This is a genomic window from Phytobacter sp. MRY16-398 (assembly GCF_003925915.1).
GTDB classification, from domain to species: Bacteria; Pseudomonadota; Gammaproteobacteria; order Enterobacterales; family Enterobacteriaceae; genus Phytobacter; species Phytobacter diazotrophicus.
This window is the reverse complement of the sequence record NZ_AP018756.1, coordinates 2339804-2357156: the sequence shown is the minus strand read 5'-3', so window position 1 is coordinate 2357156 and position 17353 is coordinate 2339804. Positions and strand designations below refer to the sequence as shown.

The 17353-nt window shown below is 57.9% G+C and carries 14 protein-coding genes; all 14 read right to left on the bottom strand.

From position 1 onward, the window contains the following. Positions 1-8: 8 nt before the first annotated feature. Positions 9-1334, bottom strand: coding sequence for an N-succinylarginine dihydrolase (gene astB / locus MRY16398_RS11480; RefSeq protein ID WP_079496484.1), 1326 nt, complete (start codon positions 1332-1334; stop codon positions 9-11). After that, the gene (astD, locus tag MRY16398_RS11475) at positions 1334-2809 is read right to left on the bottom strand and encodes a succinylglutamate-semialdehyde dehydrogenase (protein WP_125124389.1); all 1476 of its coding nucleotides are present in this window, start codon (positions 2807-2809) and stop codon (positions 1334-1336) included. Before astD ends, astB begins: the two co-directional genes overlap by 1 nt. Beyond that, positions 2806-3840, bottom strand: a complete 1035-nt coding sequence (astA, locus tag MRY16398_RS11470; protein WP_125124388.1) for an arginine N-succinyltransferase — start codon at positions 3838-3840, stop codon at positions 2806-2808. The genes astD and astA overlap by 4 nt, the downstream gene beginning before the upstream one ends. After that, entirely contained in the window at positions 3837-5057 is a 1221-nt protein-coding gene (gene astC / locus MRY16398_RS11465) for a succinylornithine/acetylornithine transaminase (RefSeq protein ID WP_125124387.1), read from the bottom strand. Before astC ends, astA begins: the two co-directional genes overlap by 4 nt. Positions 5058-5459: 402 nt before the next feature. Continuing rightward, on the bottom strand, positions 5460-6545 hold the full coding sequence (locus MRY16398_RS11455; RefSeq protein ID WP_125124386.1) for an iron-containing alcohol dehydrogenase family protein: 1086 nt from the start codon (positions 6543-6545) through the stop codon (positions 5460-5462). A gap of 40 nt (positions 6546-6585) precedes the next feature. Further along, on the bottom strand, positions 6586-7734 hold the full coding sequence (locus tag MRY16398_RS11450; RefSeq protein ID WP_125124385.1) for an alpha-hydroxy acid oxidase: 1149 nt from the start codon (positions 7732-7734) through the stop codon (positions 6586-6588). Next, on the bottom strand, positions 7731-8897 hold the full coding sequence (gene hisC / locus MRY16398_RS11445) for a histidinol-phosphate transaminase (protein WP_125124384.1): 1167 nt from the start codon (positions 8895-8897) through the stop codon (positions 7731-7733). The genes MRY16398_RS11450 and hisC overlap by 4 nt, the downstream gene beginning before the upstream one ends. Before the next feature lie 56 nt (positions 8898-8953). Next, a complete protein-coding gene (gene hutU, locus MRY16398_RS11440) occupies positions 8954-10636 on the bottom strand; it encodes a urocanate hydratase (protein WP_125124383.1) in 1683 nt (560 codons plus the stop codon). A gap of 42 nt (positions 10637-10678) precedes the next feature. Next, a complete protein-coding gene (gene hutH / locus MRY16398_RS11435) occupies positions 10679-12229 on the bottom strand; it encodes a histidine ammonia-lyase (protein ID WP_125124382.1) in 1551 nt (516 codons plus the stop codon). Between the two features lie 115 nt (positions 12230-12344). Next, a complete protein-coding gene (locus tag MRY16398_RS11430; protein WP_041851640.1) occupies positions 12345-13130 on the bottom strand; it encodes an ABC transporter ATP-binding protein in 786 nt (261 codons plus the stop codon). After that, positions 13130-14011, bottom strand: a complete 882-nt coding sequence (locus MRY16398_RS11425; RefSeq protein ID WP_041851641.1) for an ABC transporter permease — start codon at positions 14009-14011, stop codon at positions 13130-13132. The genes MRY16398_RS11430 and MRY16398_RS11425 overlap by 1 nt, the downstream gene beginning before the upstream one ends. 11 nt (positions 14012-14022) lie before the next feature. Beyond that, positions 14023-15006: an ABC transporter substrate-binding protein gene (locus MRY16398_RS11420; RefSeq protein WP_125124381.1), complete on the bottom strand. Its 984-nt coding sequence runs from the start codon at positions 15004-15006 to the stop codon at positions 14023-14025. A gap of 228 nt (positions 15007-15234) precedes the next feature. Next, complete coding sequence (locus MRY16398_RS11415; protein WP_125124380.1) at positions 15235-15822, bottom strand: HutD/Ves family protein; 588 nt, start codon at positions 15820-15822, stop codon at positions 15235-15237. Next, entirely contained in the window at positions 15819-17192 is a 1374-nt protein-coding gene (locus MRY16398_RS11410) for a formimidoylglutamate deiminase (RefSeq protein WP_125124379.1), read from the bottom strand. The genes MRY16398_RS11415 and MRY16398_RS11410 overlap by 4 nt, the downstream gene beginning before the upstream one ends. Positions 17193-17353 lie beyond the last annotated feature (161 nt).

The window sequence follows — 17353 nt, the reverse complement described above, 5'->3', positions numbered from 1 at the left end:
GCCTCCTGTCACTGCTGGAAGGGATAAACGGAACCTAATCTCAACATTTGCGTCAACGTATCCAGTGCTTCCCGGCTCTCCCGTAATAGCATCGGATCAGCCAGATCGGCCTGCGTTAACCTGTCACGATAATAACGCTCAATCCACTCATTTAGTGCGCGGAACAGCACATCATTCATCATCACTGCCGGATTTACCGCACGTGCCTCTTCGTCCGTCAGAACGACGCGCAGGCGCAAACAGGCCGGGCCGCCGCCATTAGACATACTTTCACGCAGATCAAACACCTTGATCTCGCTGATGGGGTTGTCTTGCTCCAGCAGCGTGGTCAAATAGCGCCAGACGCCCGGATGCTCGCGGGATTCCTGAGGCAATATGAGCACCATGCTGCCATCTTCGCGGCTCAGCAACTGACTGTTAAACAGATACGTTTGTACCGCATCGCTGACGGATACCTCAGCGTCGGGCACCTCCAGCGCCATAAACCCCGGCACCCGCGCACGCAACTGGCTAAACAACGCCTGTTGATGCAAGAACGCCTGCTCATGGCAGAAAAGCACCTGTCGGTTTGATACCGCGATGACATCATTATGGAACACGCCCTGATCGATAACAGCAGGATTTTGCTGGGCGAAGATAACCTGTCGTGGGCAGACCTGATTAAGCCGCGCGACCGCCTGGCTGGCTTCGAGCGTCTGGCGGGCGGGATAGCGCCCTGGTGCGGCGTTGCTGCCCTCTTCACGGCCATAAACAAACAACTGAACACCCGGCTCGCCGTAGTCGCCTCCAAGACGATTATGGTTAGCCGCCCCTTCATCGCCAAACATGGCCACCTGCGGCAATGCGGGATGCACGGCAAACTTACGCTCATCGCGGAAGATGGCTTTTAGCACCGCTTCGGTGGTCGGCGCTTCGATGGCCCGGTGAAATTTGTTATTGAGGTTAGCCACCGTCAGATGCACCCGCCCGTCGAGCGCATCGGCAGAGGGGCAGACCGTTGCCGCATTCGCCACCCACATGGATGATGCAGAGCTGACGGCAGAAAGCAGATGCGGTGAATGCGCAGCGGCTTTCTCCACCACCTGCTCATCACTTCCGCTAAAACCCAACTGGCGCAGGACCGGGATGTTCGGCCTCTCCTGCGGTGGGATCACGGCTTGCACAAAACCGGCATCCGCCAGCGCTTTCATCTTTAACAGCCCCTGCTTTGCCGCAAGCTTCGGGTTAGAAACCTGGTGACGGTGTTTCGTCGACGCCTCGTTACCGAACGACAGTCCGGCATAATGGTGCGTCAGGCCCACCAGACCATCGAAATTGACTTCCCGCGCTTTCATCACCTCTCCTCCCGGGTGAAATCAAGCCCCGGACTGAGCGATTGCGGCAAGGCCAGCTCTGCCGATTCAAGGCTCGCCATAGGCCAGGCGCAGTAATCGGCGGCATACCAGGCGCTGGCGCGATGGTTGCCTGAGGCGCCCACTCCACCAAATGGCGCGGTACTCGCGGCGCCGGTGAGCGGTTTGTTCCAGTTGACGATCCCGGCCCGCGCCTCCAGCAGCAACTGGTCGAACTGTTCACGGTCCGGCGAAATCAAACCACAGGCCAGCCCGTAACGCGTGTTGTTTGCCAGCGTGATGGCCTCGTCAAAGTCGTCATACCGCCAGACACAGAGCAACGGCCCAAAGACCTCTTCATCCGGCACATTCTGCGCCTCCGACATCTCAACAATGCCAGGGCTCAGCAGTGAGGTGCCGGGCTGCAGCAGACGAGGTTCAAGCAAGGTTTTACCGCCACGTTCGATGTGGCCCTGCCAGGCCTGCCAGACATGCTGTGCCGCTTGTTCCGAAATCAGCCCGCCAAAGAAGGGCTGCGGATCCGCATCCCAGGCCGCAGGTGTCAGCCGTGAGGAGACCTCCACCAGACGGCGCAAAAACGCATCCCCCGCTTCGCCCCGTTTGACCAGCAGACGACGCGCGCAGGTACAACGCTGCCCGGCGGTGATAAACGCCGATTGGAGGGTCAGATGGACGGCTGCGTCAAGATCCGCCGGGTCTTCAACAATCAGCGGATTGTTGCCGCCCATCTCAAGGGCCAGGATCTTCTCCGGCTGCCCGGCAAGCTGGCGATGTAACTGGAAACCGGTATTGGCGCTGCCGGTAAAGAGCAAACCGTCAATGCCTTCCAGGGCACTGAGCGCCTGGCCGGTCTCCCGTCCCCCCTGCACCAGGTTCAACACGCCCGGCGGTAACCCCGCCTCTTCCCACAGTTTGACCACCGCCTCGCCGGTCCACGGCGTCAGCTCGCTGGGTTTGAAAATCAGGGTATTTCCCGCCAGCAGGGCCGGAATAATATGCCCGTTGGGGAGATGTCCCGGGAAATTGTAGGGGCCAAACACCGCCAGAACGCCATGTGGGCGATGGCGCAGCGTGGCTGCGCCGTCCGGCATCTCTGTGTGCTGAGTGCCGGTCCGCGCGTGATACGCTTTTACCGAAATGGCGGCTTTATTGATCATCGCCGTGATTTCCGTGGTCGCTTCCCAGCGCGGTTTCCCCGTTTCGCGGGCGATAATCTCAGTTAATGTGGCTTTGTTGGCTTCCAGCAGTCCGGCGAATTTTTCAACAATCGCCTGACGCTGGCTAAACGCCAGTTTTGCCCACGCCGGAAACGCGGCGCGTGCCGCCTCGCAGGCTAAACCGACCTGAGAAGCATCGGCATCATTACCCTGCCACAGCGTTTCGTTACTGACCGGGTTCGTTTTGATGCGTCGGGCACCCAGCCCCGCAATCCACTCACCGTTAATCCATTGCGTCATGATTTTTTATCCTCTGCGCACAGGCGTACCAGGCGAATTTTGTCGCCCGGGTGACATTTGAGAGCATCAAGTTGTGCAGCGCTCAGCACCAGCCGTTCCGTTGCCGGGTCGGCATAGATAAGCATGGATCTGAATTGATGATATTGCTCGTTGGCTACCATGCAGGCAGGCCATTCCCCAGGCACAGGCTCTCCTTGTACCACCTCCACCAGTCGGCTTTTACGGATTGCGCGAACGCGATCAATGTCGCACTCAAGGGTTGGCCCGCCGTCGAAAATGTCGACATAGTTGCAGTAGCGAAAACCTTCTTTCTCCAGTACCGCGCGGGCTGGCGCGGTTTGCGGGTGTACCTGACCAATCACCGCTTGCGCCTCGGGCGAGAGAAAATCGGTGTAGATGGGGTGCTTCGGCATCAGTTCGGCGATAAACGCCTTCTGCCCGGTGCCGCACAGGTAATCCGCACGAGCAAATTCCATTGAAAAGAAGCGCTTACCAAGGCTCTCCCAGAATGGTGAATAACCGGTCTCGTCGATGACCCCGCGCATCTCGGCCACCACTTTTTCGTTAAAGCGATCGCGGAATGCGGCCATAAACATAAAACGCGATTTAGAAAGCAGATAACCATTGCCCTCTTTGCGCCAGGCCGGGTCGAGAAATAAGGTGCAAAGTTCGCTACTGCCCGTATGGTCATTGCTGAGGAACAGCGTGGGGAGCGCGTTATAAACGTTCAGCTCTTTTGAGGCATGGACCAGCGTGCCGACGCGGTAGTTATACCAGGGGTCGTTGAGGCCCACGGCGACCTCAATGGCGCAGATCCCGGCCACTTCGCCGCTCTCTACGACTTCAAGGACAAACACATACCCCTGTTCGCTTTTCGCCAGCTCCCCGCGCCAGGTTTTCAGGGCGCGCTCGATGCGCGCAGAGAGCGTGGCTTCGTCCGCAGGCAGCGAGGTCAACCCCCCGCCTGTTTTTCCAGCCAGCGCCATCAACGCCGGAAGATCGTCGTGCTCAACAGGACGAATCACCATCATGATGGACACCCCGCAAGGAATTTATCGCAGGCGATACCAAAGCGTGCCAGCCCGCGAGAGACTTCATCTTCGCTAATATTGAGCGCAGGCGCGAAACGCAACACATTTGCCCCGGCAATCAGCACCATGACGCCCTCAGTGGCGGCCAGTTGCGAAATCTGTTTCGCTTTTCCGGCGTATTCAGCGTTGAGTTCGCAGCCAATCAATAGCCCCAGACCGCGAATTTCACGGAACAGGCCGCAGCGCGCATTAATGGCCTGCAACTGCTCGTTAAACCACTGGTGGCGCTGTTTGACGCCATCGAGCGTCTGACGGGTGTTCACAATATCCAGTACCGCACCGGCAACCGCAGAGGCAAGCGGGTTACCGCCGTAGGTCGTACCGTGGGTGCCAACGGTCATCACGCGGGCATATTTCTCACGAGCCAGCATCGCCGCTACCGGGAAACCACCGCCCAGCGCTTTGGCGGTGGTCAGCACGTCAGGCGTTACGCCATAGTGCATATAGGCATAAAGTTCGCCGGTACGCCCGACGCCCGTTTGTACCTCATCGAAAATCAGCAGCGCATTATGGCGATCGCACAGCTCACGCAGCCCCTGTAAGAACGCGGTGCTGGCCGGCACCACGCCGCCCTCACCCTGCATCGGCTCAACAATCACCGCACAGGTATCGTCATTGATAAGCGCACTGGCCGCCGCCAGGTCGTTGTACGGGGCATGGCCGATATCCGGGGGTAAAGGGGCAAAAGCCTGCGAGTAGGCAGGCTGACCGCCTGCACTTACGGTAAACAGCGTGCGACCATGGAAAGCGTTTTTGAACGCTACAATGCCGGTTTTCTTGCCGCCATAGGTATCGTGAGCATATTTGCGCGCCAGTTTCAGCGCCGCTTCATTGGCTTCTGCCCCGGAGTTACAGAAAAAGACTTTCTCAGCAAACGTGGCGTCGATTAAGCGTTTTGCCAGACGTAATACCGGCTCATTGGTATAGCCGTTTCCGGTATGCCAGAAGCGCGAAGCCTGCTCGCTCAACGCTTTGCATAACGCGGGATGGGCATGGCCCAGCGCATTAACGGCGATGCCACCTGCAAAGTCGATGTACTCTTTATCGTTCTGGTCCCAAAGGCGCGAACCCTCGCCACGGACCGGAATGAAAGGCGCTGGCGCGTACACAGGCATCATCCATTCATCAAAGTTCTCACGCGTAATTGACTGTGACATAGCGACCTCATCCGGTAAATAATTGGTTGAATATATGTTAAAAAATATGAGTATTTACGCTGTAAATGTATATTGCACAGGGCGTGCCAGCCAGCCATCAAAATGCATAAACGCGGCCTGACAACGAAATATCAATAAGTTAAAACCTGTCGCTATTCACTTAAATTGCATAAAAAGTGAATAATATTAGATGAAGTCTGGATGATGGAGGGAAAATCAGAAAGATTATGCAGCGATAAAATATAATTCTGGATCTGTGATCGTCTGCGAAATTTATCGGTAAATCCTGCGACAATTTGGGGCATCACGCACTGCCATGGGGCAATTATCCTGTTCAACAGAACAAAAAAAGCTGGCTTCGTTGCCAGCTTTTTGAGTGCTATGACGTAACAGGTTCTTGAATCAGAGTTGCTCTGCCATCGCTTCGACGCGCGCAATCGCCTGGTAGAGCGCCTGTGCGGTAACGTTATCTGGCATATTTTTCATATCCGGGGCATGCAATGACATTTGCACAATCTGCTCAAGCTCACCGGTATCAAGCGCGGCAATATCACTCAGGCGCAGCGGTACCGCGCAGGCATGCGCCAGACGTACCGCCTCAAGTAATTCGTCATCACTACGATTTTCCAGCGCCAGCAGACACAGATTGCCAAAGCCCACCAGGAGCCCATGACCAAATTCGCGGGTTTTATCACAGACCGTAAAGCCTTCATAAATCGCATGGGCGGCGGCGGCATGCGCACCGCTGCTCATCAGCGATGTCAGTCCGGCAAACATAAATATGGCATCCAGCACCTGTTCCAGCGCGGCGTTGGGTTTGCCTGCCCGCACGGCGTCGCAGGCGGCAGGTCCGTGGGCCTTAATAAGGTCATAACAGATACGGCTGTTGGCGCTGGAAGCCTGCGCGACGCCGCTGTGGTTCTGATGCCGCACACTGATCGCACGGAATTCGTACCATTTTGCCAGCGTGTCGCCAAGGCCCGCCGCCAGCCAGCGCAGCGGCGCGGTGGCCAGAATTTCGCTGTCGATAATAACCGCAGCGGGCGCCTGCGCTAAGGGGAAAAGATCGCGAAAATGGCCATTGGCGTGATAACGAATGGTCAATGGCGTCACGGCCGCACAGGTCGCTGCGATGGTGGGAATGGTAACAACCGGCACATGCGTCTGTACCGCAACGGCTTTACTGGTATCAAGTGCTTTGCCGCCGCCGACGCCTATCACCAGATCCGCCCCTGTCACCTCGACCTGGTGGGCCAGGCGCTGGATATTCTCTTCGCTGCACACGCCGCCAAACCACTCCATGCCCACCAGGTCGACCGCAGAGGCCGCCAGTTGATGGCGAATCTGTGTGTCCACCGCTGCCAGCCCGGCATGCCCGCCAATGACCAGGGCGCGTTTGCCCAACGCGGCGCACACTCCGCCAAGGCGGTTGATAACGCCTGCGCCACGTAAAATTTGCGCCGGGAAGATAATATTCAGTGCCTGCATAATTGACTCTCCGTGATAAACAAACCAGCCCCCTTCTCTGTCAGGATTGAGGACGCAGCAAATGTGGCCCTAAGCGGGCAATAGACGTACATCCCAACTGTGCCAGGGTGCGGTCAACTTCCTGCAAAATCAGCGCCAGAGCCTGCTTCGCCCCGGCCTCACCGTCAGCGGCCACGCCATAGAGCAATGGCCGCCCGAGTAACACCCCGTTTGCCCCCAGCGCCAGTGCTTTCACCACGTCGGTACCACGGCGAAAACCGCTGTCGATAAGGATTGTGGCCTCCGTCCCGCAGCGGCGGCGAATCTCGGGTAGCACCTCCATGGCGCTCACTGAACCATCCAGTTGCCGCCCACCGTGGTTAGACAGCACAATGCCATCGGCGCCTGTGGCAAAAGCACGGGTTGCGTCATCCGGTGCGAGAATACCTTTCACCAGCAGCGGCCCCGACCACTGGCTGCGGATCCACGCCAGCGTCTCCCAGGTCAGGCGCGTATCCATTTGCCCGGCAAAATAACTGGCGCCCCCGGTGCCCCGCTGTTTATCCGCCGGGACATAAGGCGTTAAGTTACCAAACCCCGGTACCCCCGCAGGCCGGATGGTGCGCCACACCCAGGCCGGATGTAACGCGATATCAAACAAACTGGAGAGGGAGAGCTTCATCGGGCGGCGGTAATTGCGTTTATCTTTTTCGCGATTGCCGAAATGTACCGCATCAACGGAGACCACCAGCGTGGTGCAGCCTGCCGCTTTTGCACGGGCAAGTAGCCCCAGGGTGACCGTGCGGTCTTTAAGTACATAGAGCTGGAACCAGTGTTGGGGCAGATTTTCAGCGGCGATCTCCTCAATCGCAGCGGTCGAGACGGTGCTCTGGATATAGCCAATCCCGGCATCTCTGGCGACACGCGCGAGCATCGCATCGGCACCATAACGTAACATGCCGTTATAACCGGTAGGGGCAATCAGCAGCGGCGCCGCCAGTTTCTGCCCACAGAGGGTGACCGCGAGATCGCGTTCGCTCGCCTCGTTGAGTACCGGGGGAATAAAACGCCAGCGGGCAAAGACACTGCGGTTATCGCGCAACGTTTGCTCGTCATCCGCGCCCCCTTCCAGATAACTAAAAGCAAAACGCGGTAGCGCCCGTCTGGCGCGATGGCGCAATTCTTCGATATTCAGTGCCGGTCGTTTCACGCCGCCCCCTGCGCGAGGATCGCTTTCAGGGCGTCGATAAACTGCTGATTATCCTCTTCGTTGCCAATCGACACCCGGATCCACTGCTCATAGCCTGGCTCCCGCCACGGCTTGATGATGACGCCATAGCGTAACAACTGCTGCGCCATCTCGCCGCTGGACCGTCCACAGTCAAAGAAAAGGAAATTGGCATGAGAGGGCGCCACGTAAAACCCCAGCCTTGTAAGCTCTGCGGCCATGCACTTCCGTTGCACGCGCACCAGAGCAACGCTCGCTCTCACATGCGCCTGGTCGCCTATCGCCGCCACCGCTGCCGCCTGCGCCGCGCGGTTAATATTAAAGGGCGTACGCACGCGGTTGAGCAGATTGACCAGTTCAGGATGACTGGCTAAGCCATAGCCCACGCGCAGCCCCGCCAGGCCATAAGCCTTCGAAAAGGTCCGCAGCACGATCCACGGGCGCGACTGCGCCGCCAGCACCGCCAGACTGTCGGGATAATCCGGGTCGTCCTGGCAATATTCGAAATAGGCTTCATCAATGACCAGCACACACTCCTGTGGCGCGGCGGCAATGATGCGGGCAAAACCGTCTTTGTCGAGCATGCACCCCACGGGGTTTGACGGATTGCTGAAAATGACCATTTTCGCGGGCATGGAGAGCGCCTGCTCCCAGGCCACAACATCAAACTGCTGGTGTTGATCCACCCCGACCAGGGTCACATCTGCCCCCATCATGCGCGGGAAAATCTCGTGCAGGCCAAAGGAAGGGATCAGCGTGACAACGCGGTCGCCAGGGTTAAGAAAAGCCAGCGCCAGCATATGCAGGATGTCTTCTGAACCATTGCCGGTGACAATCTTATCGGCGCTCACACCGGTATACTTCGCCAGCGCATCACGCAATTGGCCGCTGGCGGCATCGGAATAGACAGCGCTAAAACCGGCATCCTTCTGTAAAACCGATACCACCTGCGGGCTGGCGCCTGACGGGTTTTCATTACTGGCCAGTTTGGCAATATGCGTTACGCCATATTGCTGTCGTACCGCCTCTGCCGACAGCCCGGCGTTATACAGCCCCAGGCTACGTGCCGTAGGGCGGGCAAGGTTGTTGAGCGTCTGGTGTTGTAAAGCAAAAAGCGGGTCGGAAACTGCGACATCTGAAGCCATTACTCCCCCTCCGGGAAAAGCCGGATAACCGCGAACGGCCTGTCCGGCATTCATCATCAGATCATGGGTAAATTCAGGTGGTTACGCTGCGCGCAGGCTTTTGCCTGTTCATAACCCGCGTCCGCGTGGCGCATAACACCGGTGGCCGGGTCATTCCACAGCACGCGCGCCAGCCGCTCATCCGCCTCTTCGCTCCCATCACAGACGATGACCATCCCGGCGTGCTGAGAGAAGCCCATCCCCACACCGCCGCCGTGGTGCAGGCTGACCCAGGTCGCGCCCCCGGAGGTATTGAGCAGCGCATTGAGTAGCGGCCAGTCGGAAACTGCATCGGAACCGTCTTTCATCGCTTCTGTTTCACGGTTTGGCGACGCCACAGAGCCGGTATCCAGATGGTCACGGCCAATGACAATCGGCGCTTTTAACTCACCATTGCGCACCATTTCGTTAAAGGCCAGACCAGCAAGATGGCGTTCCCCCAGGCCAAGCCAGCAGATACGTGCAGGCAGCCCCTGGAACGCAATGCGCTCGCGCGCCATATCCAGCCAGTTAATGAGATTGCCGTTATCCGGGAAGAGCTCTTTCAGCTTGGCGTCGGTCTTGTAGATATCTTCCGGGTCGCCGGAGAGCGCTACCCAGCGGAAGGGGCCTTTACCCTCGCAGAAGAGCGGGCGAATATAAGCAGGAACGAATCCGGGGAAATCAAAGGCATTGGTCACCCCTTCCTCTTTGGCAACCTGGCGAATATTGTTGCCGTAATCGACGGTCGGGATCCCCATCGCGTGGAAATCGAGCATCGCCTGCACGTGTTTCGCCATGGAGGCGCGGGCCGCTTTCACCACCGACTGCGGGTCGGACTGGCGCGCCTGCTGCCATTTTTCCAGACTCCACCCCTCCGGCAGATAACCGTTGAGCGGATCGTGCGCCGAGGTCTGATCGGTCACGATATCCGGGCGCAAACCGCCTGCTTTCGCCCGCGCCGCCAGTTGGGGCATCAGTTCGGCGGCGTTACCCAGCAGGCCAACAGAGATGGCTTTGTTCTCGGCGCAGGCTTTTTCAATCATCGCCAGAGCCTCGTCGAGGCTGTTGGTTTTGTAGTCGAGATAGCGCGTACGCAGACGGAAATCGATGCGCGATTCCTGGCACTCAATCGCCAGCACGCACGCGCCCGCCAGCACCCCTGCCAGCGGCTGTGCGCCGCCCATACCGCCCAGCCCGGCGGTTAAAATCCACTTACCGCGCAGGCTGCCGTTGTAATGCTGGCGGCCCGCTTCAGCGAAGGTTTCATAGGTGCCCTGCACAATGCCCTGCGCACCGATGTATATCCATGAACCGGCGGTCATCTGGCCGTACATCATCAGACCCGCTTTATCCAGTTCATGAAAATGTTCCCAGTGCGCCCAGTGGGGAACGATATTGGAGTTGGCAATCAATACGCGCGGGGCGTTGGTATGGGTACGAAAAACACCGACCGGTTTCCCCGACTGTACCAGCAGCGTTTCGTCTTCCCGCAGCTTGCGCAGGCTCTCAAGGATCGCCTCAAAGGCGGGCCAGTTGCGGGCCGCTTTGCCGATACCGCCATAAACCACCAGATCTTCCGGGCGCTCGGCGACATCCGGATCGAGGTTGTTCTGAATCATGCGGTAGGCCGCTTCAATCAGCCAGTTCTGGCAGCTCAGTTCGCTCCCCTGGGGAGCACGGACAACGCGGGCTTCGGCATTTTTGTGTGGCGCATTCATGTTCATTTCCTTCTCTAAATTTGAATTTTTTGCACAGCGTTATCAGGCGAAGCTTGGCAACAGCACTTCGATTTCTGCGGGCCAGTGTTCGCGGGAGGCCCACAGACGCATCATCTCGACGTCCGGTGACATCAGGCGGTCCTTTTCAAGGAACGCAACGTTCTGGCGGATCGCCTGCATTTCGTTTTCCAGGGTATTTGAGCTTTGCAGCGGACGATGGAAATCCACCCCTTGCGCGGCGGCCATGGCTTCAATGCCAACCACAACGCTGGTGTTAAAACACATATCCCCCAGGCGACGCGCGGCGTAGGTCGCCATTGAGACATGGTCTTCCTGATTGGCTGAGGTAGGCAGGCTATCGACGCTTCCCGGATGGGCCAGCGATTTGTTTTCTGAGGCCAGCGCGGCGGCGGTGACCTGGGCAATCATAAAGCCGGAGTTCACGCCGCCGTCGCGCACCAGAAACGGCGGCAAACCGGATAATCCCGTATCCAGCAACAGCGCCATACGGCGCTCCGATATCGCCCCGATCTCAGCGACCGCCAGCGCGATAATGTCCGCGGCGAAGGCGACCGGTTCGGCGTGGAAATTGCCGCCGGAAATTACGTCGCCGTTTTCCGCAAACACCAGTGGATTATCGGACGCAGCATTGGCTTCAATGCGCAAAATGCGGGCGGCGTGATGTAAGTTATCAAGGCACGCCCCCATCACCTGCGGCACACAGCGGATGGAGTACGGATCCTGTACGCGGCCACAGGCCGCATGGGAAGTCACAATCTCGCTCCCGGCAAGAATGTTGTTCAGCGCTGCCGCCACGGCAATCTGCCCTTGCTGTCCGCGGGCTTCATGGATACGCGGGTCCAGCGGTTTAACGGAACCTTTAATGGCTTCCAGCGACAGTGCGCCAGCCACCAGCCCGGCGGAAAAGACGCGTTCTGCCTCAAACAGTCCCGACAGCGCGAGGGAGGTCGACACCTGGGTACCGTTAAGCAGCGCCAGCCCCTCTTTCGGCCCGAGTTCGAACGGGCGTATCCCGGCGCTTGCCAGACCTTCCACCGCCGACAGGGTGTTGCCCTGTACCGTCACCGTGCCTTCGCCAATCAGCATCAGAGACAGATGCGCCAGCGGGGCTAAATCGCCGGAGGCGCCCACCGAGCCTTTTTCGGGAATGCAGGGATAGACCCCGGCATTGAAGAGGGTTATCAGGGCATCAATGACTTCAATGCGAATGCCGGAATGGCCGCGTGACAGGCTGAGGATTTTGGTTGCCATCACCAGGCGTACGATGTTATCCGCCAGATATTTACCCGTCCCCACGCTGTGCGACAGCACCAGATTGCGCTGTAATTCCGCCAGGCGCTCGGCCGGAATACGGGTTTGCGCCAGCTTGCCGAACCCGGTATTGATGCCGTACACCACTTCCCCCGATGCCACAATGCGGGTGACCGTCTCCTGAGAGGCCAGCACATCGGCACGGGCCTCTTCCGCCAGCGCGAGATGAACATTGCCCTGATAAATCTGGCGCAGCATCGGCAGATCAACATGACCAGGCTGCAGGCGGCAAAGGGTGAAACCGGTGGATGAAGGAGCCATAATCTATTCCTGTATATACAAGTAGAGCTGAAAATATACCCGGTCAGGACTCGGCCCACCGGGTGCTTACGCACAACCTGACAAAAAAGTGGCAACACGACGTAAAAAATAGCGATCAATGATCCAGGGTTTGCAGCGTTTCGGTACGGATCTCTTCCGTTATCCGTGCTTTGAGCGTCATAAACTCCGGCGATGTCTTTAAGGTGTAATCACGCGGGTGCGGGAAGTTCACCGCCACTTCGGTTTTGATTCTCCCCGGCCGGGCGCTGAAAATTGCCACTTTATTGGCCATAAAAATGGCTTCATCAATATCGTGCGTCACAAACAGCACCGTCTTGCGCGATGACTCCCATATTGACAGCAGTAACTCCTGCATCATCACGCGCGTCTGGTTATCGAGCGCGCCGAAGGGTTCATCCATCAGCAAAACTTTCGGGTCATTCGCCAGCGCACGCGCAATAGCCGTACGTTGCTGCATGCCACCTGACAGTTGCCGTGGGAAGTGATGCTCAAAGCCGCGCAAACCGACCTTATTAATAAAGTAGTCGCTGCGCTCCTTTTGCGCCGCTTTACTCACGCCTCGCTCCTGTAAGCCGAAGCGGATATTTTGCTCAACGGTCAGCCAGGGGAAGAGCGTATAGCTCTGGAATACCATGCCGCGATCTGCACCGGGGCCATCGACCAGCTCCCCATCCAGCCAGACTTCACCGCGTGTCGGCTGATCCAGCCCGGCGACAATACGCAGCAGTGTCGATTTGCCGCAGCCGGAAGGACCGAGAATGGTTATAAAATCGTTCTCATTGACCTGATAATCCACCGGCAACAGTGCCTGGGTTTTTTCACCTTTCGGGCCAGTGAAAACACGCTCTACCTGGCGAACGCTGAGCTTCGGATAGTTCATTACAGAGAGCTCCATACAAACAGGCGGCGATTGACCGCTTTAAACAACAGGTCGGAGAGCAAGCCGATACAGCCAATGACGATAATGCCGAAAATCATCTGCCCGGTGTTGAGTAACGCCTGGCTGTTGACAATCATATGGCCTATCCCGCTGGATGAACCGATAAGCTCCGCCACGATGACGTAGGTCCAGGCCCAGCCGAGCACCAGACGCAAAAGTTCGGCGATTTCCGGTGCCGCACCGGGAATAATCACCCGACGCACCACGCTTTTATTGGTCGCCCCCAGCGTGTAGGCCGCTTCGACCAGATCGCGACGCGCGGCACCTACGGCGACAGCGACCATCAGGGTTATCTGGAAGAAAGAGCCAATAAAAATCACCAGGATCTTCTGCATTTCACCAATACCGGCCCACAGGATCAAAAGAGGCACAAACGCGGAGGCTGGCAGATAGCGGCAAAACGAGACAAAGGGTTCGAAGAAGGCTTCAATAAGCTTGTACGAGCCCATCCAGATGCCCAGCGGCACGGCGATAACGCAGGCCAGGACAAATCCACCCAGTACGCGCATTACCGTCATGCCGATATCGGTGGTGAAATCGAAATCGGTAAACAGCAATACCCCTTCCTGCACCATGCTGGCGGGGCTTGCGAGGAAGGTCGGTGCCACCAGGCCGGTAAAGGTCACCAGCGCCCACAAGGCGAAAAACAGCACAAAGAAGCAGAAGCCCAGAAACCAGCGATGACGGGGCGCAACGGGGCGTAATGGCACCATCATCGGGTTATGCCAGACCTTTTTGCTTGCCGGCAGGGGAGCCGGCTCGCGTAAGTCTGTCGTGGTCTTGCTGGCGTAGTCCGCGGCCTGACTGACAGGACTGTTCATATCATGGTCCTTCATGGCTGAGTAACGTACTTCGCGTCGTACAACGTATTGATATCCGGCGTTTTACGCAGAATTTTCATCTCCGTGAGCAGCCGTGCCGCCTCATTGGTGAAGCTTACGATTTCGCCGCTAAAGAATTTTTTGTTGGCATCGCGATCCTGCCAGCGCAGATAGCTGGACTCTTCGGCAAACTGTTTGCCGGTCTCTTTCACCGCCGCGCCCATGATTTCATTGGCTTTATCCGGGTCGGCTTTGATCATGTCCAGCGCTTCGAAATAACTGTTGACCAGCGCCTGGGCCGCTTTCGGGTTTTTATCCAGCCAGGACGGCGTGCAGCCAAGGGTATCCATCACCATCGGGTAGTCGAGCGTGGTGGTCAGGATTTTGCCCTTATCCGGGCTCTGGCGGATGTTGGAGAGATACGGTTCGTAGGTCACGGCAGCGTCGTTCTGCCCGGCAATGAACGCATGCGCGGCGGCATCCGGCCCTAAGGTCGCGAGCTTGACATCTTTCATCGTCATGCCGTTTTTATCGAGGATCCACGCCAGCAGGAAATAAGATGACGTACCGGGCGCATCGACGCTGATCGTTTTGCCTTTCAGGTCAGCCACGCTATTGATACCGCTGCGTACCGCAATCCCATCCGCACCGTAGGATTTATCCAGTTGGACAATTTGCTTAACAGGCACGCCGCTGGCATTCCAGGTGAGATAGGTTTCAACCGTAGTCCCGGCGCATTGCAGCGAACCGGAGGCAATCGCCAGATGACGGGATTGCTGCGGGACCATTTTCAGGGTGACATCAAGACCATTCTTTTTGAAAATGCCCGCTTTATCGGCAAGGGTCAGCGGCGCAAAGCCGGTCCAGCCGGAAATCCCAATCGCCACCGGCGTATCCGCCGCCAGTGCTGTATTAGCCGCACCGCCTAACGCGACTGCCAGCCCTAACAGAAATAACGAACGCTTTAGTACAGTCCTGGAAATCATGTTGCTCATCTGCCACTCCTGCCAAATTACCTGTCTCGGGAATGCCTGCGCAGCAATATGCCACCGGCGAATGACGCTACTGTATATTCTTGTCTATACAATTAAGCCGAGAAAGATAAAGCAAGCTTTGTGCCAGTCCGGAAGAGCGCCCGTATCGTTGCTTTCGCCCACTGACCGTGGGCCTGACGAATCAAAGTAGTGCACCCGGCGCGCTATTTCAGTGCACTCTGCTCCGGGTTAGTCCGTGACCGCAGCCCACAAGAGCAGACCCTGCCCGGTATGGGTTTGCGCACAAGACGAAATAGCCCACTGCGCATGCGCCTGGCTGTCGCTCGTTGACCACCAGAAACCGTCGCCCTTGCCAAAGCGTGTCCCGTCCGGCAGTTGCCACTCACCCTCAATGGCGTAGAGCACACCGCCTTTCTCTGCGGTGACTGTCCCGCTTTCACGCAGGACGACCACGCGAGGGGCGCAGACATGGCGGCGGGTCATCAGATTGAAATCCATCGTCATACCGCCCAGCAGATGCGCGCTGAGTGAGAGGTCGCCACTGAAAGCAAACGGTGCGCCGACCGTGCTCAGACGGTGGCTAAGCTGCCCGCCATCGGACAGATGTACCCCCTCTCCGCTCAGTAAAGTTATCGAGCGATCAATACCCGGGAAGGCGGAAAACGGGCCATCGGCGGCGATAGTGGCAATGCTGGCGCGCCAGTCAAATTCCGCCGTACCCTGCGGCCAACTGATGATCTCGCGGGTTTCTCCCCCGCCATTGCGCCAGCGACTTACCGGCAACGCCGCCTGGGAAAACGGATGCCAGTTGTTCATGCGTTCTCCTGACAAAGTTGTTGCAACAGACGCAGAAAATCAGCCGCGGCGGCCTGCTGCTGAGGATGAACCCCGTCAATAACCCGCGCCACGCCGCCAACATAGACATCGCGAATTTGTCCGGCATGACCGGCAAACAACCAGCGGTTAAGTAGCTCGTTGTCGCTTGCCACGGCCAGGTAAGGGTCCTGATGGTCAAGCACCAGCCAGTCGGCGCGATAACCGACCGAAAGTTGCCCCAGCGGGACACCGCAGGCCTGCGCACCACCGGACAACGCCTGCGTGTAAAGCACATCCCCTACTCGCGTTTGCCCCGTAGCGACCAGCCGGTTACGCCGCTGGTCGCGCAGGCGCTGGCCATATTCCAGCCAGCGCAACTCTTCCACCACGTTGAGCGAGACATGGCTGTCCGAACCGATGCCCCAGCGCCCTTCCTGCGCCAGATAGTCAACGCCGGGGAAAATACCATCGCCAAGGTTCGCTTCGGTGGTTGGGCACAATCCGGCCACCGCACCGCTGTGGGCCATTTTTTTCACTTCGCTGGCATCCGCATGGGTCGCGTGGATCAGGCACCAGCGGGCATCCACGTCCAGATGATCATACAGCCAACTGATCGGGCGCTGACCGCTCCAGTTCAGGCAGTCGTTAACCTCTTTTTGCTGTTCGGCGATATGAATATGGACCGGCAGCGCCGGGTCACTGGCGCGTAACACCTGCTCCATTTGTTCAGGCGTAACCGCACGCAGGGAGTGAAAGCACAACCCCTGGTTTTGCAGCGGTTTTCCGTTGATTTGCCGCCCAATAATCGCCTGCTGCTCCAGATAGCTGTCGGCATCCTGAATAAAGCGTTTTTGCCCGGCCTGAGCGGGTTGGCCGCCAAACCCGGCATAGCTGTAAAGCACCGGCAATAACGTCAGGCCAATGCCCACATCCCCGGCGGCGGCGCTCAGGTGTGCGGTCATCTCACCACGATCGGCATAGGGTTTGCCGCTGATGTCATTGTGCAAATAGTGGAATTCGGCCACTTGGGTGTAGCCGCCTTTGAGCATTTCGATATAGAGCTGGCGGGCAATCACGCCGACTTGTTGCGGGGTCAGGCGCTGCACCATGCGGTACATCAGATCCCGCCAGGTCCAGAAGCTGTCCTGCGGGTCGCCCGCCACCTCCGCAAGCCCAGCCATCACGCGCTGAAAGGCATGGGAGTGCAGGTTTGGCATGCCCGGCACCACCGGGCCGGAAAGCGGGATACTGCCATCGGGAGTAGCATCAGGCGTGATGGCGGTCAGCATGCCGACATCATCAACCTCCAGTCGGACATTGTGCGCCCAACCTGTAGCGAGCAAGACACGTGGAGCAAAATATGCAGGCATAACAACGTTCCTGAACGGGGAAAAGCAACGTCTGAGCACCGTTGCGCAGACCACTGCCAAACCTTTGACCAATTTGTCTATACATATACATATGCCTGAATTGGCTGTAAACTTGCAGCGTGTTTTTTTTACTATTTTCGTTTTTTCATCAACGTGCGCTT

What these genes read in the sequence shown, in the direction of transcription:
- hisC (WP_125124384.1), bottom strand. Translation starts at nt 8,897, where the DNA reads ATGGCTTCAGATGTCGCAGTTTCCGACCCGCTTTTTGCTTTACAACAC.
- hutU (WP_125124383.1), bottom strand. Translation starts at nt 10,636, where the DNA reads ATGAATGCGCCACACAAAAATGCCGAAGCCCGCGTTGTCCGTGCTCCC.
- astC (WP_125124387.1), bottom strand. Translation starts at nt 5,057, where the DNA reads ATGTCACAGTCAATTACGCGTGAGAACTTTGATGAATGGATGATGCCT.
- hutH (WP_125124382.1), bottom strand. Translation starts at nt 12,229, where the DNA reads ATGGCTCCTTCATCCACCGGTTTCACCCTTTGCCGCCTGCAGCCTGGT.
- astD (WP_125124389.1), bottom strand. Translation starts at nt 2,809, where the DNA reads ATGACGCAATGGATTAACGGTGAGTGGATTGCGGGGCTGGGTGCCCGA.
- MRY16398_RS11455 (WP_125124386.1), bottom strand. Translation starts at nt 6,545, where the DNA reads ATGCAGGCACTGAATATTATCTTCCCGGCGCAAATTTTACGTGGCGCA.
- astB (WP_079496484.1), bottom strand. Translation starts at nt 1,334, where the DNA reads ATGAAAGCGCGGGAAGTCAATTTCGATGGTCTGGTGGGCCTGACGCAC.
- astA (WP_125124388.1), bottom strand. Translation starts at nt 3,840, where the DNA reads ATGATGGTGATTCGTCCTGTTGAGCACGACGATCTTCCGGCGTTGATG.
- MRY16398_RS11420 (WP_125124381.1), bottom strand. Translation starts at nt 15,006, where the DNA reads ATGAGCAACATGATTTCCAGGACTGTACTAAAGCGTTCGTTATTTCTG.
- MRY16398_RS11410 (WP_125124379.1), bottom strand. Translation starts at nt 17,192, where the DNA reads ATGCCTGCATATTTTGCTCCACGTGTCTTGCTCGCTACAGGTTGGGCG.
- MRY16398_RS11425 (WP_041851641.1), bottom strand. Translation starts at nt 14,011, where the DNA reads ATGAACAGTCCTGTCAGTCAGGCCGCGGACTACGCCAGCAAGACCACG.
- MRY16398_RS11415 (WP_125124380.1), bottom strand. Translation starts at nt 15,822, where the DNA reads ATGAACAACTGGCATCCGTTTTCCCAGGCGGCGTTGCCGGTAAGTCGC.
- MRY16398_RS11430 (WP_041851640.1), bottom strand. Translation starts at nt 13,130, where the DNA reads ATGAACTATCCGAAGCTCAGCGTTCGCCAGGTAGAGCGTGTTTTCACT.